Source organism: Rhodococcus sp. 21391 (assembly GCF_016772255.1).
In the GTDB taxonomy this organism is placed as follows: domain Bacteria; phylum Actinomycetota; class Actinomycetes; order Mycobacteriales; family Mycobacteriaceae; genus Rhodococcus_F; species Rhodococcus_F opacus.
Genome location: NZ_CP063781.1, coordinates 1,405,005 through 1,426,255, shown reverse-complemented (window position 1 = coordinate 1,426,255; position 21,251 = coordinate 1,405,005). Strand labels below are relative to the sequence as shown.

Genomic DNA, 21,251 nt, shown 5'->3' with positions numbered 1-21,251 from the left:
TCAGTAGGGGTCGACGTTCTCGAAGTATCGCCGAGGCACCTCGACCAGCATCTCGGTGATCATCTTCTCGGTCACACCCCGCTCGCGGACGTAGGGCAGCACGTCGTTCTCGATGTGCAGGTAGTGCCACTGCGGGAGTGCGGCCATCAGGTTGGGGTCGATCCAGTCGATGTAGCAGGAGGCGTCCTGCGACAGCACCATCTGCCCCGCGAATCCCCGGCGGCACATCTCGACGAGCGTGTCGGCGCGGGCTTCGAACGTCGTCTCGAGGTTGATCCCGAACCGGTCCATTCCGAGGACGAAGCCGGCCTCGGCGAGGCTGGTCAGATGCTCGATGTCGGTGCTGTCTCCGCTGTGGCCGAGGACGATCCGGTCCGGCCGCACCCCCTCCTCGTCGCACATCACGCGTGTGACGTGCAATCCGGCCTCGCTGCCGGGGTGAGTGTGCACGGTGATGGGCACGCCGGTGCGCCGATGCGCCTTCGCGACGGCCCGCATCACTCGCTCGACACCGGGCGTGGGCCCCTGATGGTCGATCGCGCACTTGAGCAGTCCCGCGCGGACCCCGGTGTCGGCGATTCCCTCTTCGATGTCCTTCACGAACATGTCCACCATCGGGTCGGGAACCTCGGCCCCCACGATCGCGTCCAGCGCCGGACCGCGGTAGTGGAAGAAGAACGGCACGTCGTCGTAGGTGTACAGCCCTGTTGCGGCAACGATGTTCAGCTCGGGAAGCTGTTCCGCGACCCGCTGGATGCGCGGAATGTACCGGCCGAGCCCGACGACGGTGGGGTCGACGATGGTCCGGACCCCCTGCTCCGCCAGCGCGCGCAGCTTGGTGACCGCGTCGGCGACCCGCTCGTCTTCGCTCCCCCATTCGTCCGGGTAGTTCTGTTGCACGTCGGGCGTCAGCACGAACACGTGCTCGTGCATGTAGGTGCGTCCGAGTTCGGCGCTGTCGATCGGCCCGCGGACCGTGTTGACCTGGCTCATGCAGACTCGCCCTCTCCGGGTGTGACCGTCGTCATACTCCCGAGCTCAGCCTAGAGCCAACTTGAACCTGACGTCAACATTTAGTCAGGAGTGAATGCACCGCGGGCGAGACGGAATCCGACGTCGTCGATGCGGTAGGTCGGGTGACTGCGCCTCCGCACGGAGGCACGGCAACTCCAGTGCTCGTCGAACCACCCACCGCCGCGCAGGACCCGGTACGTGCCGTACACCTCGGGGTCGTACAGATCCCAGCACCACTCCCACACATTGCCCAGGGTGTCGTGCAGGCCCCATGCGTTCGGCTGCTTCCCGCCCACGTCCCGCGACCGGCCGTCGGAGTTGCCGCGGTACCACGCGATCGCGTCGAGCGGGCCGTACCGCGGACCCGTGGTGCCCGCCCGGCAGGCGCGTTCCCATTCGGCCTCGGCCGGAAGCCGGTACCCGTCGGCCATGGTGTCCCACACGACGTCGTCGCCGGTCACGCGATAGGCAGCGGCGAGCCCGGCGCGCTCGGACAGGGTGTTGCAGAACAGGATCGCGTCCCGCCACGACACTCCGTCGACCGGCAGCCGCGTTCCCCGCGTCGTGCCCGGCCAATCGCCGGTGATGTCGGCGTACTCCCCCTGCGTCACCGGATGGACGGCGATCTCGAAGGCGCCCAGCTCGACGCTCCAGCTGCGGGTGGTTCGGCGATCCGACAGCGTGACCGGCCCGGCCGGGACGGCGATCATCGGGCCGCTATCCACCGCCGGCAGCAGCCTGGATCGGTGCCATGTCGAAGTAGTCGCGCCAGGTGGTGATCTTGCCGTCGGTGATCTCGAAGACACCGACGACGGGCAGTTCGACGACGTTGCCGTTCAGCGTGAACACGTCGATCCGCTCGTTCATCACCACGCCGCTCGATTCCTCGGCGTTGGGGCTCTGCCCGCCGTCGGTGACCTGCCGGTGCACACGGAAGTCGATGCCGCCGAAGGCCGCGATGAAGCCGGCGACGAACTCGCGGATCGCGTCACGCCCGATGACGGGTTCCATCGGAATGTTGTGGTAGACGGCGTCTTCCGCGAAATACTCCGCGATCTTCGCCGGATCGGGCTCGATCCACTCGGCACAGAATTGGGTGACCAGTTGATCCGGGGTCATCGGTTCTCCCTTTCGATCGCGGACGGTTCGATGATGGCCATGACGGACTGGATCGCCCCGGCCGGGATGTCGAAATGTTCCGTGATCCGGACGGACGTCACCTCGGTGGGCGTGGCCCCGAGGTCGAGCACGAACCGGGCCACCACGTTGTCGCCCCACTCGTGGAAGGAGAGTTCGCGCACGGCCTGGATGGCCTGATACTGCAGGCCGTTCTCGAGTTCGTCCCGGATGAACGCCCCCGATTCGCCCGTGTGCTGCCCGTTCTCGACCCGCCAGGCGTTGTCCGCGAGACGCACCTTGGTGGCGTCGTGGCTGACCAGTGCATCGATGTAGGCCCTGGCCATCGCGACCCGGCCGCTGTCGGCCGTGTCGGTGGCGTGTGTCGCGATCGCGGCGAGCAGCGGCCGAGCCAGCTCCGGCCGGCAGATCAGGAGGTCGGGCAGGTACGGGTGGGATTCGTTGTAGTCCAACGGGGTTCCGTCGATCCGTGAGCAGTGCAGGCCCGCGGCCTCGGCGACGCCGACGGGTGCGGCCGAGTCCCATTCCCACTGACCGCCCGAGTGGATGTAGGCGTCCACGTCTCCGCGGAGCACCGCCATCGCCTTCGCTCCGGCCGAACCCATGGTGGTGACCTCGGCGCCGATCTCCGTCGCGACGGCGTCGACGAAGGCAGGCGGCCTGCTGGCGGACACGACGATCCGTGGTCGTGCCGGGAGTTGTTCGGTATGCACCGCATGGCTGTCGTCGTCACTGGCATACACGGCGCCCAGCGCCGGTTGCGCGACCGCTGCCGCCGTGATGCCCCGACCGCGTTCCCACAGCGCGACGTGCACGGCCCAGTCCGAGTGCCCGGGCAGTCCGTACTCCTTGGAACCGTCGAGCGGGTCGATGATCCACACCCGCGAACTCTCCAGCCGCGACCGGTCGTCGGCCGACTCCTCGGACAGGATCGCGTCGCCGGGTCGCTCCGCGGAGAGCTTGCCGAGAATGAACGCGTCGGCGGCGACGTCGCCTCGCCTGCCCAGCTCCCGTCCGTCCGCCGATCCGAGTCCCGCGGTGCGGATGTCCAGCAGCAGGGCACCGGCACCGGAGGCGATGTCGGCCGCGAGTCGTGCGTCAGTGATCACGTCTCAACAATTCCATAATTCTCTCGGCTTGTTCGGTCGGCGTGCCCTCCCCGGGCCGGAGGACGAGTTCGGCGTTCTCCGGGGCCTCGTACGGGTCGTCGACCCCGGTGAATCCGGTGATCTCCCCCGCGCGGGCTTTCGCGTACATGCCCTTGGGGTCCCGCGCCTCGCACTGTTCCACCGGCGTGTCGACGAACACCTCGACGAAGTCGAGCCCGGCAGCCCGGTGCTGCTCCCGGACGCGGTCCCGGTCGGCGCGGTACGGGCTGATCAGCGACGCGATCGCGACCACCCCGGAGTCGGCGAGCAGTTGCGCCACGGCGCCGACGCGGCGCACGTTCTCGGCGCGGTCCTCCGCACTGAAACCGAGGTCGGCGTTGAGACCGTGACGCAGGTTGTCGCCGTCCAGCCGGTAGGCGGGCACCCCGGCCGCGACCAGGCGTCGCTCGAGTTCCACCGCGACCGTCGACTTTCCCGACGCCGACAGTCCGGTCAGCCACACCGTGCGACCCCGTGTCGCCCGCTCGTCCCGCGAGACGGCCGCGGCGTGCCACACCACCTTGGATCGCGACAGCGTCGGCCCGGTGATCATGCCGGCGGCGACGGTGTTGTGAGTCGACTCGTCGACGAGGATGAAACTGCCCGTCACGTGGTTGCGGCGGTACGGGTCGAACATCAGCGGCTGCGACGTCCTCAACTGGATACGGCCGATCTCGTTGAGCGAGAGCGACTGTGCGGACTCGTCGCGGTGCAGGGTGTTCACGTCGAGGCGGTAGTCGAGCCGCGCGACGGACGCCCTGGTGGCGCGGGTGGTGTGCAGCAGCGTGTACCGCGCATCCGGTGTCAGCGAGGACTGTTCGCTGAACCAGCAGACCATCGCGTCGAGTTCCTGCCCGACGAGCGGACGGTTGTTGGGGCGGCACAGCATATCTCCGCGGCTCACGTCCAGTTGGTCGGCGAGCTGGACGCACACCGCCGACGGTGCGAACGCCTCGTCGAGGCGGGTTCCGCCGGGACCCCAGATGGCGCTGACGGTGGAGGTGAATCCGGACGGCAGTGCCACCACCTCGTCGCCCGGCTTGAACACGCCGCTGGCGACCGTGCCTGCGTACCCGCGGAAATCGTGCAGCGCGGAATCGGTCCGGCGCTGCGGCCGGACCACGTACTGCACCGGGAACCGCGCGTCGATGAGGTTGCGGTCGGAGGCCACGTGCACCTGCTCGAGGTAGTGCAGCAGCGACCCTCCCTCGTACCAGGGCATGTTGACGGTGCGTTGCGCGATGTTGTCGCCGCGCAGTGCCGACACCGGGATGAATGTGAGGTCGTGGACCTCGAGTTTGATCGCGAACTGCCGGAACTCCTCCTTGATCTCCTCGAACCGGTCCTCGGACCACCCGACGAGATCCATCTTGTTGACGCACAGCACGAGGTGCGGAATTCCGAGGAGGCTGGCGATGAACGCGTGGCGGCGCGTCTGCTCGAGGATCCCCTTGCGGGCGTCGACGAGGATCAGGGCCAGGTCGGCGGTCGACGCGCCGGTCACCATGTTCCGGGTGTACTGCTCGTGTCCCGGCGTGTCCGCGATGATGAACTTGCGGTGCGGTGTGGCGAAGTAGCGGTGCGCGACGTCGATGGTGATGCCCTGCTCGCGTTCGGCGCGCAGACCGTCGGTGAGCAATGCCAGGTCGGCGTGCTCGTCGCCCCGTTCGCGGCTGGTGCGTTCGACTGCCTCGAGCTGATCCTCGAAGATCGCCTTCGAGTCGTACAGCAGCCGGCCGATGAGGGTGGACTTGCCGTCGTCGACGCTGCCCGCGGTCGCGACCCGGAGTAGCTGCGGCATCAGAAGTAGCCTTCCTTCTTGCGGTCTTCCATACCGGCCTCGGAGATCCGGTCGTCGGCCCGGGTGGCCCCGCGCTCGGTCAGCCTGCTCGCGGCGACCTCGGTGACCACGGCCTCGGCGGTGGTTGCCGACGACTCGACGCAGCCCGTGCACGTGGCGTCGCCGACGGTCCGGAATCGGACGAGGGCCTCGTACGGCTCGTCTCCGGGGAGCAGGGTCAGGAACCGGGTGTGCGCCAACAGCATTCCGTCGCGGGGCACAACCTTCCTGCGGTGCGCGTAGTACAGGGGCGGCAGTTCGATCTCCTCCTCGCTGATGTACTGCCAGATGTCGAGTTCGGTCCAGTTCGACAGCGGGAACACCCGGATGTGCTCCCCCTTGCGGTGCCTGCCGTTGTAGAGGCTCCACAGCTCCGGGCGTTGCGCCCGCGGATCCCACTGCCCGAACTCGTCGCGGAAGCTGAACACCCGCTCCTTCGCGCGGGCCTTCTCCTCGTCGCGGCGGGCGCCGCCGAAGATGGCGTCGAAACCGTTGTCCCGGATCCCGCGCAGCAGCGCCGCGGTCTGGAGCCGGTTGCGGCTGGCCCGCGGACCCGTCTCCTCGCTGACGCGGCCTGCGTCGATGTCGTCCTGCACGCTGGACACCACCATCCGCAGGTCGAGGCGGTCGACGGTCCGGTCGCGGAACTCGATGACCTCGTCGAAGTTGTGGCCGGTGTCGACGTGCATGACGGCGAACGGGAGAGGTGCGGGCCAGAACGCCTTGGCGGCCACGTGGAGCATCACCACCGAGTCCTTGCCGCCGGAGAACAGCAGAACCGGACGCTCGAACGTGGCGGCCACTTCTCGGAAGATGTGCACGGCTTCGGCTTCGAGCGCGCCGAGGTGGGACAACTCGTACACGGGCGGTGCGGTCATGGGCGACTCCTCGTCGCGAGTGCCTTACCGGTCACTGGTCCATATTTGGACCAGCCCGGTCGAAAATGATTGCACCTCCGAGAATAGAACGTGTTTCAGATTGCGGTCAATGCCCGTTCGTCACCGCGGCCGGCGGCCGCCCACCTCCGCCGTGATCGCGTCCGCGGCCGCGGCGAGAGCCTTGCCCCGCCGCGCGATGTCGGACGGCGCGAGTTCGGTGCCCACATAGAGCGTCAGGACCATGGCCTGATGCCCCTCGGCGTCGTACGTCGGCGCGGCGATGAGGCTGACGGGATGCGGCGCGGCGGGGTCCGCATGCTCGGCGTCCAGGTACACCCGCTCCCCGAGGCTGGACACCATCTCACCGAGCACGTCGCGCAACTCCGGCGGCAGGTCGTGCGCGGCGACCCCGGCCATGAGCGTGTGCAGGCGCTGGCCGACCGGAGTGAGCGTCTCCACGAGATACCCGGTGCGGGAGCACTCGTCCACCACGGTGCGCAACCGGTCGCGGTCGAGGCGCACCGGCAGAGTCGGCTCCCGGCGCAACCACGACTGCAGCGCGTCGTCGCCGTCCCACAGCACGTACATCAGGCCGACGGGCGGCGCGAACGGGTACATCTCCCCCACCTTGGCGGCCGCCCGCACACCGGGCGGACTCGTCAGCTCCAGGACGGCGATGCGGTCGCCGACCACCGCCGACGCCGTGCACGTGGTCCGGAACTCCTCACTGAGCACGGCGAGATGCGTGCGCGCCACCGGCCCGGCCGCGAATCCTTGCTGCGCCGCGCGGCCGGCCGCGATGAGGGCGGGCCCGAGGCCGTACGTCTTCGTGGCGGGATCTCGGACGAGATAGCCGCCGCGGCACAGTTCGGTGAGGATTCCCAGGCAGGTGGGCTTGCTGATGTCGAGTTGCCGGGCCAGCTCCGACAAACCGAAGCGGTGCTCCTTGCGCGCCACCAGGAAGTCGAGCACCTGCACCACACGCTCGGTGGGCGGCGACCGTCGGCCCTGCGCCCTGTCGGGCGTCTCGTCCTCGTGTCCCATTGACCACTCCTTAGAACACGTTCTATTGTCGGTTCATCAATGTTCTACCACGCAGGTGCATATTTGTACCACCCCCCTCGTGAGGAGCACGGTGTGCTGACCGACCCATTCGCCGACGCCATGGCCGAAGCCGAGAAACTGATCGAGAGCGCCCCCCACATCCGCACCGAACAGGATCTGCTGGAGGGCTACCAGTACCTCGCCGGCGGCATTCTCGCCACGACGCACGCCGCCTGGGCCACCGAACGGTCGCACCCGACGTTCATCTCGGGCACCGGCCCGTACATGAAGATGGGCCTCGACAACCCCGACACCCTGTACTTCGGCGCGCGGATCAACGACGACGTCGAATACGTGGTGACCGGGCGGCGCGGCACCACGGCGGACCTGAGCTTCCAGGTGCTGAGCGGAAACTACACGGCCGCACACGTTCCCGGCAGCGTCACCGCGTTCGACGACCGGGAGATCGACATCGCCCCCGACGGCTCGTTCGAGGTGCGGTTCGGCCCGGACGAGAGCGCCGGCAGGCGCAACTACTTCACCCTCGCGCCGGGTTCGTCGCAGCTGGTGGTCCGGGAGGTGTACAGCGACTGGAGTCAGCAGCGCGGCACCATCCGCATCGCCAGGGCGGATACGACGGGTACGGCTCCGAGTCCGCTCACGCGGGAAGCCGTCGAGAAGCGGTACGCCCGCGCGGGCACAGCCCTGGTGTCCCGGGTGAAGACGTGGCTGCAGTTCCCGGAGTGGTTCTATCTGAACCTGCCGGTGAACACGATGACCGAACCGCGGCTGACGCCGGGCGGCCTCGCCACGCAGTACTCGTCCGTCGGGCATTACGAACTCGCCGAGGACGAGGCCATCGTCATCACCATCCCGAAAGCCGACGTGCCCTACCAGGGTTTTCAGTTGGGCAGCATGTGGTACATCTCCCTCGACTACGTCAACCACCAGACCTCGCTGAACGTCGCCCAGTCGCAGGTGGATCCCGACGACCACATCCGGCTCGTCGTCAGCGAGCGCAATCCGGGCGTCGCCAACTGGATCGCCACCACCGGGCACCTCCGCGGCTACCTGCAGTTCCGCTGGCAGCGCGTCTCCCGCGAACTGACCCCGGACGACGGTCCCCGCATCGAGGTCGTGAAGTTCGACGAGATCCATCGGACGCTGCCGTTCCACGACTCCAACAAGATCTCGCCCGAGGACTTCGCCGAACGCATCGCCGCACGCCAGGCCGCGGTCGCCGACCGGATGCTGGGGTGAGCGCCATGACCACTCCGCAACTCCTGCAGGACAAGGTGGTCGTCATCTCCGGCGTCGGTCCGGCCCTGGGCCGAACCCTCGCCGTCCGCTGCGCCGACGCCGGCGCGGACGTGGTGCTGGCCGCCCGCACCGCGTCGCGTCTCGACGAGGTGGCCAAGGAGATCATCGCTGTCGGCCGACGCGCCGTGACCGTCCCGACCGACATCACGGACCAGGCATCGGCCGAGAATCTGGTGTCCGCGGCCGTCGACGCGTACGGCAAGGTCGACGTGCTGATCAACAACGCGTTCTCGGTTCCGTCGATGAAACCGCTGGCCCGCACGGAATTCGACCACATTCGCAGCAGTTTCGAGCTGACCGTGCTCGGGGCGCTGCGGCTGACCCAGCTGTTCACCCCCGCACTCGCCGAATCGAACGGAGCGGTGGTGAACATCAACTCGATGGTGCTCCGACACTCCCAGGAGCGGTACGGCAGCTACAAGATGGCCAAATCCGCCCTGCTCGCGACATCGCAGTCGCTCGCCACGGAATTGGGACCTCAGGGAATCCGTGTCAATTCCGTTGCTCCCGGCTATATCTGGGGAGACACGCTGAGGCAGTACTTCACGCACCAGGCCGAGAAGTACGGGACGACCGTCGAGCAGATCTACGAACACACCGCCGCGAACACCGACCTGAAGAGGCTCCCCACGACCGAGGAAGTGGCCGACACCGTGATCTTCCTGGCCTCACCGTTGGCGAGCGCCGTGACCGGCCAGTGCCTCGACGTCAACTGCGGCGAATTCCATCACTAGCGACGAGAACCGGAGCATCATGAGCGAGCGCACCACCGTCGGCACGGTCGAGGACCTTCACGCCTCGGCCACCCGCCTGACCGGCCTCACCGACTTCGGCGTGGACGACTACACCGAGGCCCTCGGCGTCCTGCTGGACTCGTACCACGTCGACGAGCAGCTGACCCCGCTCGGCAGCAAGGTGTCGCGGGTGTTCCTCCGCGGCGCCCTGGTGGCGCGGCTGCTGAGCGAGGCAGCGTGGAAGCAGAACCCCGAGCACGCGGACGTTCGGATCGAGCGGCCGATCTTCGTCACCGGGCTTCCCCGCACGGGGACGACGGCGCTGCACCGGCTACTCACCGCGGATCCGTCGCATCAGGGCCTGGAGATGTGGCTGACCGAGATGCCCCAACCCCGTCCGCCGCGCGAGACCTGGGAATCGAATCCTGTGTTCCAGAAGATCGAGGAGGGTTTCAGCCGCCACCACATCGAACGCCCCGAATTCATGGGCGTGCACTACATGTCGGCGAGCGAGGTCGAGGAGTGCTGGCAACTGCTGCGGCAGACGTTCAAGTCGATCTCCTACGAGTGCCTGGCGTCTCTCCCGACATATTCCCGCTGGCTCGAGGGCCAGGACTGGACGAACGCCTATCAGCGGCACAAGAAGAACCTGCAGCTGATCGGGCTTCCCGATCGGGACCGCCGCTGGGTGCTGAAGAACCCCAGCCACCTGTTCGCGCTCGACGAGTTGCTCGCCGTCTATCCGGACGCCTCGATCATCCAGACCCACCGGCCGCCGCGCATGATCGTCCCGTCGGTGTGCAGCCTCGCGGAACAGGCGACGGAAGGGTGGTCGGAGAAGTTCCGGGGCAGCGTCATCGGTGAGAGCCAGCTCGAGCTGTGGGCCCGGGGGCTCGAGCAGTTCACCGCCGCCCGCGCCCGGCACGATCCCACTCAGTTCATCGACGTCGACTACCACGATTTCGTGGCCGATCCCCTCGGCACCGTCGAAGGGGTCTACACGCACTTCGGGCTCGAACTCAGCGCCTCGGCCCAGTCGGCGATGGAGGCGATGCACGCCGAAAGCCGCAGCGGCGACCGCCGCCCCTCCCACAAGTACACGCTCGAGGAATTCGGGCTCACGGCCGAGCAGGTGGACGAGAGATTCGCCAAGTATCAGTTCAGCGCGACCAGCTGACGGGATAGTCGAGGATCGACGACGCCGCCCGCGCCGCGATCAACGGCCTGGGCGACAGCGGAAGTTGGACGACCGGAGACGGCCGCGGTCCGGGCTCGGGCTCGGGCTCGGGCTGGGGCTCGGGTTCCCGTTTCGTGCCGCTGCCGAGGTCGAGTGTGTCGAGCAGCGGCATCAGTTCGGCGGCGATCCGATCTCCCACCTGCGCGAACGCCGCCCCGCCGAGGCCGACGGGGTCGCTGATGTTCGCATCGTCGATCTCTCCGTATTCCCTTCGGGCGACGGCGAGTTCGGCGACGGTGCGGGCACCGGTGTCGGTGGCGATCCGGCGAGCCTCGCGAAGCGTGAACGTGCAGTGGCTCGTCCCGAGGAGCAGTTCCATCGAACGGTCCCGGATCTGCTCGGTCATCGCGAGGACGAGGTCGGCGCGTTTGATCATCTCGGGCCGCAGGCGACGCGCTCGGAACCCGTCGGCGCTCGCGCCGAGGCCTTCGATGACACGGGCGGCGACGGGTTCGATCGGAAAGCCCACGAGGGCTCGGACACCGGCGCTCTCCGCGGTGAGGTGCGGCAGACCGTGGGCAAGCGCGTACGCGTGCGTCAGCCGCTCTGCGATCGGTGAGCGGCAGACGTTCCCGCTACAGACGAACAGAACGTGCATGAGGGCACCCTAACCAGCGAGTTCGCCTTCGCGCGCTGGCAATTCCACTGGCCGAGCGGTCTGTTTCCGACGTTCACCTGACCGGGGTGAGTCGTTCACCCACTGGATTCCTGGTGGCCACCTCGAATCACGAACGCCCAGTTCACGGCGCTCGACGCCGGAGTGTCGCCACGTACGCGATCTGCGTCACATTCCCGGGTGGGTGCGGTACCGTCGCCGGGGTTTCCGAACCTCCCGGCGCAGGTCGTCTGCCCACAGCAGACAATCGCCGGTCCGGCACCGGCGCGGCGGTAGTAATGAAGGCATGACCACAGCCGCACTACCCGACCTGAATTACCGCGACCTATTGGCGGACAGACTGTTTCGCCAGCGCACGATCCTCCTCACCGGCGAGGTGGACGACGCCATGGCCGAGCGGGCCTGCTCCGAACTGGTGCTGCTCGCGGCCGCCGACCCCAAACGCGACATCGTGCTGTACATCAATTCCCCGGGTGGCTCCGTCTTCGCCGGCCTGGCCATCTACGACACGATGAAACTCGTTCCCAACGACGTGGTGACCGTCGCCATGGGTTTCGCCGCGAGCATGGGCCAGGTACTGCTGTGCTCGGGCACCCACGGCAAACGGATCAGTCTGGCGCACAGCCGCATCATGATGCACCAGCCCTCGGCCGGCATCGGCGGCACCGCCGTCGACATCGCCATCCAGGCCGAGAGCCTCGAGCGGATGAAACGACAGTCGCAGGAGATCCTCGCCGCCGAGACGGGGCATCCGGTCGAGCAGATCGCCGAGGACAGCGACCGGGACCGGTGGTTCACCGCCGACGAGGCCCGCGACTACGGGATCGTCGACCGCGTCGTGTCCTCGTTCGCCGAGATCGCCCCGCACACCACCGCCCCGAGAATTGGATTGTGAAGCCATGTCCCAATACACCATTCCCCACGTCATCGAACGCACCCCGGCAGGCGAGCGGTCGTTCGACATCTTCAGCCGACTGCTGAACGAGCGGATCGTCTTCCTGGGCACCGAGATCGACGACGGAGTCGCCAATGTCGTGATGGCACAGCTGCTCCACCTCCAGGCGGACAGTTCCGATCAGGAGATCGGGTTGTACATCAATTCGCCCGGCGGCTCCACGACGGCGATGCTCGCGATCTACGACACGATGCAGTTCCTCCGTCCGACCATCGCCACGTACTGCATGGGCCAGGCCGCGTCCGCGGCTGCCGTGCTGCTGGCGGCGGGAACCAAGGGACACCGCCACGTCCTGGCCCATTCCCGGACGCTGCTGCACCAACCGTCGACACAGGGCAACGGCACGATCTCCGACCTGGCGCTTCAGGCCGCGGAGATCATGCGGGTCCGTTCGCAGACCGAAGCGATTCTGAGCAAACACACCGGTCAGACCGTCGAGCGGCTGCGGCGGGACACCGACCGGGACCGCATCTTCACAGCCGAGGAGGCCATCGAGTACGGCCTGGCCGATACGCTCGTCGCGGCCTGACGGACGGCGCTAGGCGGCGAGCAGCGTGGGCACCTGCCGGTTCAGGCTCCTGGTCGCCGGGTTCCGGTTCGCCGCGCCGAGCCGGTGCCCGGACCGGAACAGCAGGTGTTCCACCGGCAGACCGAGCGCGCCACACACCGCGCGCAGCATTTCCGACGACGGCTCCTTCTTGCCGCGTTCGATCTCGGAGAGGTACTGCTTCGACATGCCGACGGCGGCGGCGACGTCCTCGAGGCTCCGATCCTGGTCCCGGCGGGCCTCGCGGAGCACTCGCCCGTACAGCTCACGCACCAGCGGCTCCTCCCGCGATTGCTCGGGAGCGGCCGTCACCAGCGTCAGTCCGCGCTGAGCTTCCATACCTTCGGAGTCTTCCAGACGACGCACCCGGACGCGGCGGCGTTCACCGACAGCGGACAGCCGATCAGTACCGTCCGACGGCGAGCGCGACGTTGTGCCCGCCGAAACCGATCGAATTGCTCAGTGCGTAATCGATGCGCTGACGGCGGGGCGACCCGGCGACGACGTCCAGGTCGATGGCGGGGTCCTGGTTGTCGAGGTTGAGGGTCGGCGGGACGATCTGTTCGCGCACCGTCAGAACGGTGAGGATCGCCGCGAGGGCTCCGACCGCGCCGATGGAGTGCCCGAGTGCCGATTTCGGTGCGTACACCGATGCCTGTCCGGCGACGGCGGCGATCGCGCGATGATCCGAAGCGGGATCTCCGCTCAGGACGCCCGCGAGAATGCGACGGTCGCGGTGTCCGGGCTGCGGGGCATCCTCCTCGACCGCTTGGTCACCGGCGACGTGGCGCGGACGGACCGATCGGCGTCACGACTGATCGAGCAGGTGGCTGCCGAGTAGTTCGTCGACGCGCTCGGCCGCCTCGTCCGGAATCCAGTGGCTCACACCGCGGAACACCTCGTAGGTGTACGGGCCGTCGACGAAGCGTGAGGTCAGCGCGGGACCTACCGGCCCGATCGCCGAGTCGCCGTCGCTCCACACGAAGAGCGTGGGCACCCGGACCTTCCGGGAGGCCGAACGGGGTGCGGTGAACGGCATGGCCCGATACCAGTTCAGAGCGCCCCGGGCCCGCGTCCGATCGCGCATGGGTTCGAGGTCGCGCTTCGCCCGGTCCGCAGACTGGCCGCTGGCGAGCAGTGCCCGGTAGCCGTAACCGTCCGGGGTGATCAGCCGCTCCGGAATCCACGGCAGCTGGAACGCGAACATGTACCAGGACTTCAGGATCTGGCGACTGGTGAGCATCGCCCGCACGAATGCCGCCGGATGCGGCACCGAGAGCGCAGTGAGCGTGCGAACCCGGTCGGGCCGTTCCGCCGCGATTCCCCAGGCCACCACAGCGCCCCAGTCGTGCCCGACGACATGCGCCGGCCCGAGGCCCGCCTGGTCGATGAGAGCGACGACGTCCGCGACCAGTTCCGAGCCGCGGTACGCCCAGCGGGCGCGGGGCCGGGCCCCGGCCGAATAGCCGCGCTGGTCCGGCGCGAGAGTGCGAAATCCCCGCCGGTGCAGCAACGGTGCCAGTTCGTCCCACGACCGCGAGTCCTGCGGAAATCCGTGCAACAGCACCACCGGCGTGCCGTCGATCGGACCCTCGTCGCGAACGTCGAACACGAGCCCGTCCCGGGTGAACGTGCGGATCCGCTCCATGCCGCTCATCGGACGGCCGTCTCACGCTCGCTGTGGTCTGCGGCCGACGCACCGGCGCGGAGGAACCGTCCCGTCTTGGTGACGCCGAACCCGCCGGTGAACTCCCCGTCGCGATAGACGAGCCTGCCGTTGATCACCGTCGCGACCGCCGCGCCGTCGCTTCGGTTCACCATCCGGCGCAGACCGCCGTACTCGGGGACCTCGGCCTCGAACAATCCGTCCACGGTCGCGTCGAGACCCGCCGGATCGATGACGACGAGGTCGGCGCGGTCCCCTTCGCGCAGGTGGCCGGCATCGATGCCGTACCAGTCGGCCAGCTCGCCCGTCAGCCGGTGGACGGCACGCTCGACGGACAGGAACGGTTTGCGGTCGGATTGCGCGTCCTTGACCTTCTTCAGCAACCGGATCGGATAGTTGTAGAACGCCATGTTGCGCAGGTGCGCACCCGCGTCGCCGAATCCCATCTGCACGCCGGAACTGGCCGCGAGCTTCTTCGCGAACTTGGGACGATGGTTGGCGATGGTGGTCCGCCACCGCAGGTCGGTGCCGTACTTCACGACGAGATCGAGATACGCGTCGACCGGGTGCACGCCACGCAGGTCGCCCACCGCGCCGAACGTCTTGCCTATCAGCGCCTCGTCGGGGCACCCGACGATCACCGCGTCGTAGAAATTGCGGTGCCAGATGCGGGGGCTGAACTTGTTGTCGTAATCCTTGCGGAACCGGCGTCGGTAGGACTCGTCCTGCAGCAGGGCGTTTCGTTCCACCTGGTCCTTGAGATGCAGTGCCGCCGCGCCGGCACCGAACTCCTCGAACACCACGAGGTCGATGCCGTCCGCGTAGACGGTGAACGGCACCGGGAGGTGCTGCCACTTGAAGTCAGTCTTGGCGAAGCGGTTGAGCAGCGGCGCCGCGGCGAGCATGAAGTACACGATCGGCGGGTAGGCCTTCGAGTCCGCGGCGGACAGCAGCGACGTCTTGAGGGGCTTGCGTCGCCCCAGACCCGAACTCTCCGCGAAGAATCCCGCGATGTTGGGGTGCAGGTTGATCGTCGGCGCGCTCTGCAGGATCTTGCCGCGGTCGCGCAGGATGCGGTTGAGGAAGCGGAACTCCTTCCACCGCGCATACGTGGACGGCAAAGAGCGCGAACGGTATTCGTCGCCGTCGATCTTGTCGAGCGCATTGGTCATCGAGGACAGGCCGAGGAAGCCCGCGTCCACGGCCTCGGTGAGCATCGCGCCCATCCGTTCGAGTTCGCGGGTGCTCGGCTTGGTCCGCTTGTCGGTGCCCCGGCCGAGGCCGAGCACGTGGGTGCGGATGTCGGAGTGCCCGATGAAACCGGCGATATTGGGGCCGAGCGGCAGCGATTCGAGTGCCTCGACGTACTCCGCCGGGCTCTGCCAGATCTTGTTCTCGTCCAGGATCCTGAGCACGGAGTCGTGTGGTACGGCCTCGACCCGGCTGAACAGGTCGGCGCATTCACGCGGCGTCGAGTACACGGTGGACAGGGAGCAGTTTCCGAGGACAACGGTGGTCACGCCGTGTCGCACCGACTCCGGCAGCCCGGGGCTGACGAGCACCTCGGCGTCGTAGTGGGTGTGCACGTCGACGAATCCGGGGACCACCCATTTGCCTGCCGCATCGATGATCTCGGTGTCGGGCCCGACGGGCAGCGGACGGATCGATGCGCGGACGACGACGCCGTCGCGGATGCCGAGATTGCGGCGCCGGGGCGCGGATCCGGTTCCGTCGAACCACAGCCCACCATTGACGACGACATCGAAATCCGACATTGTTGCGCTCCTCACACTCGGTATATGTTACCCGAGGTTACGTATCCCGTTGAGTAAAAGTCAATGGACGCCTCGAGGGTTCCTCAATAGAGTGCAGGGGTGGCCGCCGCACCCCGCTCTCCCGAAGATCGGCGCGCGCAGATCCTCGACGTGGCCGTCCGGCTTCTCGAGACGGTGCCGTTCGACGATCTGTCGATGGACCAGGTGGCGGCCGAGGCGGGCGTCTCCCCGCCCCTGCTGTTCCACTATTTCAAGAACAAGCAGGGTTTTCGCAACGCCGTCCTCGAGGCCTCGGCGTCCGAACTGCAACGCCGGATGACACCCGACGCGACGCTCCCCGTGTCCGGGCAGCTCCGGGCCGGCGTCGAAACATTCGCGGACGCGGTGATCGAGCACCCGACCATCTACCTGGCGGTCATGCGGATGGCCGGTAGCGGTGACGAGCGGATGCGGCAGATCTACCGCGGCATGCGGCACACCTTCACCCGCTGGATAGGTGCGTCGCTGGCGGAGTTCGGGGTGCCGACGACACCCGCGCTCGAGGCTGCGATCTCGGGCTGGCAGGCGTTCATGGAAGAGGTCGTGCTGTCGTGGCTCGACGAGCCGACCATGGGCCGCACGGACATGATCGATCTCTGCGAACGTGCTTTCTATTACCTGCTTCCGGCGGCAGGCGTCGATGTCGATGCACTCGACGTGACACGCTGATCCGGACCAGCAGACACGAAGGGGTTCGCGGTGGGCGAGCTGATCTACTCGACGATCATGTCGCTCGACGGCTACATCGCCGACGAGGACGGTAATTTCGACTGGGCCGCACCCGACGAGGAGGTCCACAGCTTCGTCAACGACCTCGAACGTCCGATCGGCACCTACCTCTACGGGCGCCGGATGTACGAGACGATGACGTATTGGGAATCCGTACCCGACCTCGCGAGAGAGCCTGTCTGTGTGCAGGACTTCGCGGAAATCTGGCGAGCAGCCACCAAGGTCGTCTACTCCACGACACTGGAGGCGGCGTCCAGCGCCAGGACCCGCATCGAGCGGGAATTCGACCCCGACGCCGTCCGGCAACTGAAGGCGAGCGCGGCACGGAACATCAGCATCGGGGGCCCGGGACTCGCCTCCCACGCCTTCGCGGCCGGGTTGGTCGACGCATGCCAGGTGTTCGTCGCACCCGTCGTCGTGGGAGGCGGCACCCGGTCTCTCCCGGAGCGCGTCCGGTGCAGGCTGGAACTGCTGGACGAGCGCCGTTTCGGCAGCGGCTTCGCCTTCCTCCACTACCGCGTCGCGAGCTAGGAATTCGGAATGTTTCGGGTGACCCTAGGGTCTACCGGATGTCATTGACCGGCCCGCTGAGCCGCCAGGAATTGCCGTCCCGGCGTCGGGTCGACGTCGAAGCGCTCGGCGTAGCTCTCGTGAACTTCCTCCCACTGATCCCACGAGCCGTGCGCCTCCGCCTCGGAGAGGTACCCGCCTGCGAGATGCGGCTCGAGCCGCGACAGGTAGGTCTCCCAGCCGGCCGCAGTCTGCGCTGCGATCGCTCGGTCACCGAAGACATGGATGAAGATCAACCGGCAGCCGTCTCCCTCAGCGGTCAGATCGAAGCTGTACTTCTCGCCGCCGAAGGTCCACGCCAGCCGATGGGGTGCATCGACCTCGGTCACCTCGCCGGTCGCGCCGTAGGCCTCGAAGGTCTCCCCCGTCGCCGGTGTCCACTCGGCTGCTGCGGGAAACCAGCTCTCGAGTTCTGCCGGCACGCTGACCGCCCGCCACACGCGCTCGATCGAGTGGGCGAGCGTGCGCTCGAAGCGCAGTGCCGGGCGACCATCGATCGTCTCCAGGGTTCCGTCGGTCATGGGTTCTCCTCCAGGTGTAGTTCGAGGGCGTCGAGGCGCCTCGACCAGAACGCGCGGTACGGCTCCAGCCACTGGTCGACCTCGGCGAGGGGTTCTGGCCGCAGCGCGTACAGACGCTGCTTGCCGTCCACGCGCACCACGACGAGCCCGGCCTCGCGCAGCACCTTGAGGTGCTTGGACACGCCGGGCTGACTGAGCGCGATGTGCTCCACCAGCTCTCCGGCAGGCCGCTCACCATCACGCAGCAAGTCGAGAATCTGTCTGCGGTGCGGCTCGGCCAGGGCGGCGTAGGCGCTCATGCCATCATATTGCCAGATGGAAATATGAGCCGCAACCGTCGCTGCAGCCGTGACGGACTCAGCAGTCCCACGGGCACCGACTTGACACACCCGGGTGTGACACACAACACTTGCCCACATCGACCGAGCGAGTGATCGGTCGGCCGCTCGAATTCGGACATCCCGTTCGGACCGGAGCCGGAGAAAGGGGACAGCGGTGTCGTCGACGTTCACCAACGACGGAATCCAGGAGCCACCCGTGGCGACCACTCTCGACGCGTGGCGGTCGCGCGTGAAGGCCCATCCCGATCACCCCGCCGTGGCCTATTTCGATGGCACCCTCACCGCGCGCGAGGTCGACGACCTGTCGGATGCCCTCGCCGTCGCGCTGGACGAGTGGGGTGTGGGGCGCGGCGACCGGGTGGGCATCTACCTGCAGAATGTGCCGCAGTACGCCCTCGCCCTGCTGGCACTGTGGAAGGTCGGCGCAGCGGCGCTGGTGCTCAATCCGATGTACCGCGGAAACGAACTCCGCCGCCTCGTCGACGATGCCGAACCGATCGGCATCATCTGCGAAGACGTGAGCGCCGCGGCCACGGCCGAGACCCTGCGCGGCAGCAGCGTGCGATTCTCGATCAGCACCAGTGCCCTCGATTTCCAGACCCGCAACGATCCGCGGGTGTTCGAGTCCACCACGCGCGCCACGCCGGCAGCCGACGGCGACCTCGTCGCACTCCTCGCACGCTTTCGCGGCAGGCGGCCTCCCCTGATCGAACTCGACGGCGACGATCTTGCGCTGCTCACCTACACCTCCGGGACCACCGGCCCGCCGAAGGGCGCGCTCAACTCCCACGCGAACGTGCTGGCCACCGCACTCGACTTCGGTGACTGCGCCGGCGTCGTCGACGGGGACGTCGTGTTCGCTGTCGCGCCCCTGTTCCACATCACCGGTGCCGTGCTCAATGCCGGCGTGGCCCTCGTCCGGGACTGTGTGCTCGTCTTCGCGAACAGGTTCAACGCGGCCGTCGCACTGGAGACGTTCGTGGAACACCGGGTGACCTACACGATCGGCTCGATCACCGTGTTCAACGCACTCTCCGAGGTGCCGGGTGTGAGCGCGGACCACTTCGCCTCGGTCAAGACCCTCTACTCGGGCGGCGCGCCCATCCCGCCAGCGACAGTGGAGAAGTTCGAAGCCGGATTCGGCAAGTACATCCACAACGCGTACGGGATGACCGAGACCACGGCCGGAGTGATCGCGGTGCCGCCCGGCCTGCGGGCGCCGGTCGACCCGTCGAGTGGCTCACTGTCCATCGGTCTCCCGCTGCCCCGGGTGGACATCCGGGCCGTCGACCCGAATGGCGACCCTGTTCCGCCCCACACCGCGGGCGAGCTGGAAATTGCGGGACCGCAGGTTGTTTCGGGCTACTGGCGCAACCCGGACGCCTCCCGCGACACACTGCCCGGCGGACGGCTGCGCACCGGGGACGTCGCGATCATCGACGACGCGGGGTGGGTGTACCTCGTCGACCGGCTCAAAGATCAGATCAACGTCTCCGGCTACAAGGTGTGGCCCCGTGAGGTCGAGGACACCCTCTACGAACACCCGGCCGTGCACGAGGCCGCCGTCGTCGGTCAGCCCGACGACTACCAGGGCGAATCGGTGGTGGCCTACGTCTCGCTCCGCACGGGCGCGACCGCCACCGAGGACGAACTCGTCGCGTTCGCCCGCGACCGTCTCGCCGCGTACAAGCGGCCCCGGCTGGTGCACATCATCACCGACCTCCCGAAGACCCAGACGGGCAAGATCCGTCGCAGCGACCTGCGCTGACGACCCGACCTCTCCGACCTTTCGACTCCGCGACCCCGACGAAAGTGACTGCACGTGAACGTCGACCTCACTCGCCAGGCGCAGCCTGACACCCATTCGGGCCCCACCCTCGCCTCCCGCAAGAAATCGCTCCTCGCCAGCTCCGTCGGCAACGTCCTCGAGTGGTACGAGTGGAGCGCCTACGCGGTGTTCGCCCCGTTCATCGCGGCGGCGATGTTCAGCAACTCGGACCCGGTCTCCGCCCTGCTGTCCACGCTCGCCGTCTTCGCGGTCGGCTTCCTGATGCGCCCGCTCGGCGGGATCATCTTCGGCCGGATCGCCGACAAACGCGGACGCAAATTCGTCCTCGTCACGACCATGCTGATGATGGCCACGGGCAGCCTGATCATCGGAGTGATGCCCACCTACTCGACCATCGGCGCGTGGGCCTCCCTGATCCTGCTCGCGGCGCGCGTCATGCAGGGCTTCGCGCACGGCGGCGAGTCCGCGACCGCGTACTCCTACGTCGGCGAGATCGCGCCTCCGCACCGGCGCGGCATGTGGGGCAGCGTCGCGTTCATCGCGATCTTCGGCGGTTCGGTGCTGGCCTACACGGTCGGCGGCGTCGTCACCTCCTCTCTGTCCGACACCGCGGTCGGTCAATGGGGTTGGCGTATCCCGTTCCTCATCGGCGCGCTTCTGGCACTGTTCGCCCTGTATCTGCGCCGCAGCATGGAAGAGAGCGACGTCTTCGACGCAGCGCAGAACAACGACGATCTGCCGAGCATCCCCCGCCGCGCCGTCGTCCGGGCGATCCTCCTGATGATCGGGATGACCTCGGGCATCACGGCCGCGCACTACACCTGGACGTCGTACATCTCCACGTACGCGATCACGCAGCAGGGCATGAATCCCGACACTGCGTACTGGATGCTGGTGATCGCTCAGCTGATCGCACTGGTCTCGCTGCCGTTCCTCGGGTTGCTCTCCGACAAGATCGGCCGGCGGCCCATGCTGGGCGCCTTCGCGGTTCTGATGTTCGCCCTGCAGTTACCGCTGACGATGATGATCACGTCCGACGGGTGGACCCTGCTCGTCGCCACCACCGCCGCCCTGCTGATCGTCGCGGTCCCCGCGTCGATTCTGTCCTCCACGCTGTCGGAGAGCTTCCCGACGCGACTACGCACCCAGGCGATCGGATTCGCGTACTCGTTCTCCGTCGCGGTGTTCGGTGGCACCGCCCCGTACCTGAACCAGCTTCTCCTCGGACTCGACCTCGGCTGGGTGTTCGGCGTCTACATCATGGTGCTGGCCGTCCTCACCGGCGTCGCGTGCCTGTTCATGAAGGAGACCAAGGGCATTCGCCTCGAAGACGTGTGACCACGCGAAAGAG

Annotated in this window: 23 protein-coding genes and 1 pseudogene; 10 read left to right on the top strand and 14 right to left on the bottom strand. The window is 67.6% G+C overall.

Features of this window, described 5'->3' with window-relative positions:
• From GO592_RS06735 to GO592_RS06705, 7 genes are all read right to left on the bottom strand, one after another.
• On the bottom strand, positions 1-993 hold the full coding sequence (locus tag GO592_RS06735) for a phosphotriesterase family protein (protein WP_005264574.1): 993 nt from the start codon (positions 991-993) through the stop codon (positions 1-3).
• Positions 994-1,073: 80 nt separating this feature from the next.
• On the bottom strand, positions 1,074-1,724 hold the full coding sequence (locus GO592_RS06730; RefSeq protein ID WP_007300609.1) for a formylglycine-generating enzyme family protein: 651 nt from the start codon (positions 1,722-1,724) through the stop codon (positions 1,074-1,076).
• Positions 1,725-1,731: 7 nt separating this feature from the next.
• Positions 1,732-2,133, bottom strand: a complete 402-nt coding sequence (locus tag GO592_RS06725) for a nuclear transport factor 2 family protein (RefSeq protein ID WP_005252906.1) — start codon at positions 2,131-2,133, stop codon at positions 1,732-1,734.
• Entirely contained in the window at positions 2,130-3,260 is a 1,131-nt protein-coding gene (locus GO592_RS06720) for a 3'(2'),5'-bisphosphate nucleotidase CysQ (protein ID WP_005264576.1), read from the bottom strand. Before GO592_RS06720 ends, GO592_RS06725 begins: the two co-directional genes overlap by 4 nt.
• Positions 3,250-5,100 carry an adenylyl-sulfate kinase gene (gene cysC, locus GO592_RS06715; RefSeq protein WP_007300608.1) on the bottom strand — a complete coding sequence of 617 codons (1,851 nt, stop codon included), beginning with the start codon at positions 5,098-5,100 and terminating at the stop codon, positions 3,250-3,252. The genes GO592_RS06720 and cysC overlap by 11 nt, the downstream gene beginning before the upstream one ends.
• Positions 5,100-6,017 carry a sulfate adenylyltransferase subunit CysD gene (gene cysD / locus GO592_RS06710; protein WP_007300607.1) on the bottom strand — a complete coding sequence of 306 codons (918 nt, stop codon included), beginning with the start codon at positions 6,015-6,017 and terminating at the stop codon, positions 5,100-5,102. Before cysD ends, cysC begins: the two co-directional genes overlap by 1 nt.
• Positions 6,018-6,137: 120 nt before the next feature.
• Positions 6,138-7,061 (bottom strand): helix-turn-helix domain-containing protein, encoded by a 924-nt coding sequence (locus GO592_RS06705; RefSeq protein WP_007300606.1) that lies wholly within the window; start codon positions 7,059-7,061, stop codon positions 6,138-6,140.
• 93 nt (positions 7,062-7,154) lie between these two features.
• Here GO592_RS06705 and GO592_RS06700 point away from each other — a divergent pair, with 93 nt between their 5' ends.
• From GO592_RS06700 to GO592_RS06690, 3 genes are read left to right on the top strand one after another with little or no spacing between them, the layout of a single operon-like run.
• Positions 7,155-8,321 (top strand): hypothetical protein, encoded by a 1,167-nt coding sequence (locus GO592_RS06700; RefSeq protein ID WP_007300605.1) that lies wholly within the window; start codon positions 7,155-7,157, stop codon positions 8,319-8,321.
• 5 nt (positions 8,322-8,326) lie between these two features.
• Entirely contained in the window at positions 8,327-9,115 is a 789-nt protein-coding gene (locus tag GO592_RS06695) for an SDR family oxidoreductase (RefSeq protein ID WP_039952832.1), read from the top strand.
• Positions 9,116-9,134: 19 nt separating this feature from the next.
• On the top strand, positions 9,135-10,292 hold the full coding sequence (locus tag GO592_RS06690; RefSeq protein ID WP_007300603.1) for a sulfotransferase family protein: 1,158 nt from the start codon (positions 9,135-9,137) through the stop codon (positions 10,290-10,292).
• On the opposite strand, the gene GO592_RS06685 is transcribed toward GO592_RS06690, so the two are convergent.
• Entirely contained in the window at positions 10,276-10,950 is a 675-nt protein-coding gene (locus GO592_RS06685; protein WP_007300602.1) for an arsenate reductase/protein-tyrosine-phosphatase family protein, read from the bottom strand. The two genes, GO592_RS06690 and GO592_RS06685, sit on opposite strands and share 17 nt — an antisense overlap.
• 304 nt (positions 10,951-11,254) lie before the next feature.
• Between GO592_RS06685 and GO592_RS06680 the strand changes: the two genes are divergently transcribed.
• Together GO592_RS06680 and GO592_RS06675 are read left to right on the top strand one after the other, a co-directional pair.
• A complete protein-coding gene (locus tag GO592_RS06680) occupies positions 11,255-11,863 on the top strand; it encodes a ClpP family protease (protein ID WP_005568279.1) in 609 nt (202 codons plus the stop codon).
• 4 nt (positions 11,864-11,867) lie between these two features.
• On the top strand, positions 11,868-12,452 hold the full coding sequence (locus GO592_RS06675; RefSeq protein WP_005264590.1) for an ATP-dependent Clp protease proteolytic subunit: 585 nt from the start codon (positions 11,868-11,870) through the stop codon (positions 12,450-12,452).
• 9 nt (positions 12,453-12,461) lie between these two features.
• Here GO592_RS06675 and GO592_RS06670 read toward each other — a convergent pair whose 3' ends face one another.
• Positions 12,462-12,809 (bottom strand): helix-turn-helix domain-containing protein, encoded by a 348-nt coding sequence (locus GO592_RS06670; RefSeq protein ID WP_007300601.1) that lies wholly within the window; start codon positions 12,807-12,809, stop codon positions 12,462-12,464.
• Between the two features lie 64 nt (positions 12,810-12,873).
• Positions 12,874-13,173 (bottom strand): annotated as a pseudogene (locus tag GO592_RS06665) (beta-ketoacyl-ACP synthase); the annotation flags it as partial.
• Here GO592_RS06665 and GO592_RS06660 point away from each other — a divergent pair.
• Positions 13,153-13,311: a hypothetical protein gene (locus GO592_RS06660; RefSeq protein WP_007300599.1), complete on the top strand. Its 159-nt coding sequence runs from the start codon at positions 13,153-13,155 to the stop codon at positions 13,309-13,311. The pseudogene GO592_RS06665 and the gene GO592_RS06660 sit on opposite strands and share 21 nt — an antisense overlap.
• Here GO592_RS06660 and GO592_RS06655 read toward each other — a convergent pair.
• Both GO592_RS06655 and GO592_RS06650 read right to left on the bottom strand, forming a co-directional pair.
• Entirely contained in the window at positions 13,279-14,127 is an 849-nt protein-coding gene (locus tag GO592_RS06655; protein WP_039952831.1) for an alpha/beta fold hydrolase, read from the bottom strand. The genes GO592_RS06660 and GO592_RS06655 overlap by 33 nt on opposite strands.
• Positions 14,124-15,911: an N-acyl-D-amino-acid deacylase family protein gene (locus tag GO592_RS06650; RefSeq protein ID WP_007300598.1), complete on the bottom strand. Its 1,788-nt coding sequence runs from the start codon at positions 15,909-15,911 to the stop codon at positions 14,124-14,126. Before GO592_RS06650 ends, GO592_RS06655 begins: the two co-directional genes overlap by 4 nt.
• 99 nt (positions 15,912-16,010) lie before the next feature.
• Here GO592_RS06650 and GO592_RS06645 point away from each other — a divergent pair, with 99 nt between their 5' ends.
• Both GO592_RS06645 and GO592_RS06640 read left to right on the top strand, forming a co-directional pair.
• Positions 16,011-16,619: a TetR/AcrR family transcriptional regulator gene (locus GO592_RS06645; protein WP_007300597.1), complete on the top strand. Its 609-nt coding sequence runs from the start codon at positions 16,011-16,013 to the stop codon at positions 16,617-16,619.
• 30 nt (positions 16,620-16,649) lie between these two features.
• Entirely contained in the window at positions 16,650-17,210 is a 561-nt protein-coding gene (locus GO592_RS06640) for a dihydrofolate reductase family protein (RefSeq protein WP_007300596.1), read from the top strand.
• 41 nt (positions 17,211-17,251) lie between these two features.
• Here GO592_RS06640 and GO592_RS06635 read toward each other — a convergent pair whose 3' ends face one another.
• Together GO592_RS06635 and GO592_RS06630 are read right to left on the bottom strand one after the other, a co-directional pair.
• Positions 17,252-17,770 carry an SRPBCC domain-containing protein gene (locus GO592_RS06635; RefSeq protein ID WP_007300595.1) on the bottom strand — a complete coding sequence of 173 codons (519 nt, stop codon included), beginning with the start codon at positions 17,768-17,770 and terminating at the stop codon, positions 17,252-17,254.
• Complete coding sequence (locus GO592_RS06630) at positions 17,767-18,069, bottom strand: ArsR/SmtB family transcription factor (RefSeq protein WP_005264609.1); 303 nt, start codon at positions 18,067-18,069, stop codon at positions 17,767-17,769. Before GO592_RS06630 ends, GO592_RS06635 begins: the two co-directional genes overlap by 4 nt.
• A 196-nt stretch (positions 18,070-18,265) precedes the next feature.
• On the opposite strand from GO592_RS06630, the gene GO592_RS06625 reads away from it, so the two are divergent.
• Positions 18,266-19,879: a class I adenylate-forming enzyme family protein gene (locus GO592_RS06625; protein ID WP_007300594.1), complete on the top strand. Its 1,614-nt coding sequence runs from the start codon at positions 18,266-18,268 to the stop codon at positions 19,877-19,879.
• Positions 19,880-19,933: 54 nt separating this feature from the next.
• Positions 19,934-21,238 (top strand): MFS transporter, encoded by a 1,305-nt coding sequence (locus GO592_RS06620; protein ID WP_005568028.1) that lies wholly within the window; start codon positions 19,934-19,936, stop codon positions 21,236-21,238.
• Positions 21,239-21,251 lie beyond the last annotated feature (13 nt).

Bases quoted from the DNA above. Each gene is read 5' to 3' on its own strand.
- GO592_RS06730 (WP_007300609.1), bottom strand. From the start codon at position 1,724: ATGATCGCCGTCCCGGCCGGGCCGGTCACGCTGTCGGATCGCCGAACC.
- GO592_RS06670 (WP_007300601.1), bottom strand. From the start codon at position 12,809: ATGGAAGCTCAGCGCGGACTGACGCTGGTGACGGCCGCTCCCGAGCAA.
- cysC (WP_007300608.1), bottom strand. From the start codon at position 5,100: ATGCCGCAGCTACTCCGGGTCGCGACCGCGGGCAGCGTCGACGACGGC.
- GO592_RS06655 (WP_039952831.1), bottom strand. From the start codon at position 14,127: ATGAGCGGCATGGAGCGGATCCGCACGTTCACCCGGGACGGGCTCGTG.
- GO592_RS06660 (WP_007300599.1), top strand. From the start codon at position 13,153: ATGATCCGAAGCGGGATCTCCGCTCAGGACGCCCGCGAGAATGCGACG.
- GO592_RS06690 (WP_007300603.1), top strand. From the start codon at position 9,135: ATGAGCGAGCGCACCACCGTCGGCACGGTCGAGGACCTTCACGCCTCG.
- GO592_RS06695 (WP_039952832.1), top strand. From the start codon at position 8,327: ATGACCACTCCGCAACTCCTGCAGGACAAGGTGGTCGTCATCTCCGGC.
- GO592_RS06735 (WP_005264574.1), bottom strand. From the start codon at position 993: ATGAGCCAGGTCAACACGGTCCGCGGGCCGATCGACAGCGCCGAACTC.
- GO592_RS06635 (WP_007300595.1), bottom strand. From the start codon at position 17,770: ATGACCGACGGAACCCTGGAGACGATCGATGGTCGCCCGGCACTGCGC.
- GO592_RS06685 (WP_007300602.1), bottom strand. From the start codon at position 10,950: ATGCACGTTCTGTTCGTCTGTAGCGGGAACGTCTGCCGCTCACCGATC.
- GO592_RS06725 (WP_005252906.1), bottom strand. From the start codon at position 2,133: ATGACCCCGGATCAACTGGTCACCCAATTCTGTGCCGAGTGGATCGAG.
- cysD (WP_007300607.1), bottom strand. From the start codon at position 6,017: ATGACCGCACCGCCCGTGTACGAGTTGTCCCACCTCGGCGCGCTCGAA.
- GO592_RS06630 (WP_005264609.1), bottom strand. From the start codon at position 18,069: ATGAGCGCCTACGCCGCCCTGGCCGAGCCGCACCGCAGACAGATTCTC.
- GO592_RS06650 (WP_007300598.1), bottom strand. From the start codon at position 15,911: ATGTCGGATTTCGATGTCGTCGTCAATGGTGGGCTGTGGTTCGACGGA.
- GO592_RS06680 (WP_005568279.1), top strand. From the start codon at position 11,255: ATGACCACAGCCGCACTACCCGACCTGAATTACCGCGACCTATTGGCG.
- GO592_RS06705 (WP_007300606.1), bottom strand. From the start codon at position 7,061: ATGGGACACGAGGACGAGACGCCCGACAGGGCGCAGGGCCGACGGTCG.
- GO592_RS06675 (WP_005264590.1), top strand. From the start codon at position 11,868: ATGTCCCAATACACCATTCCCCACGTCATCGAACGCACCCCGGCAGGC.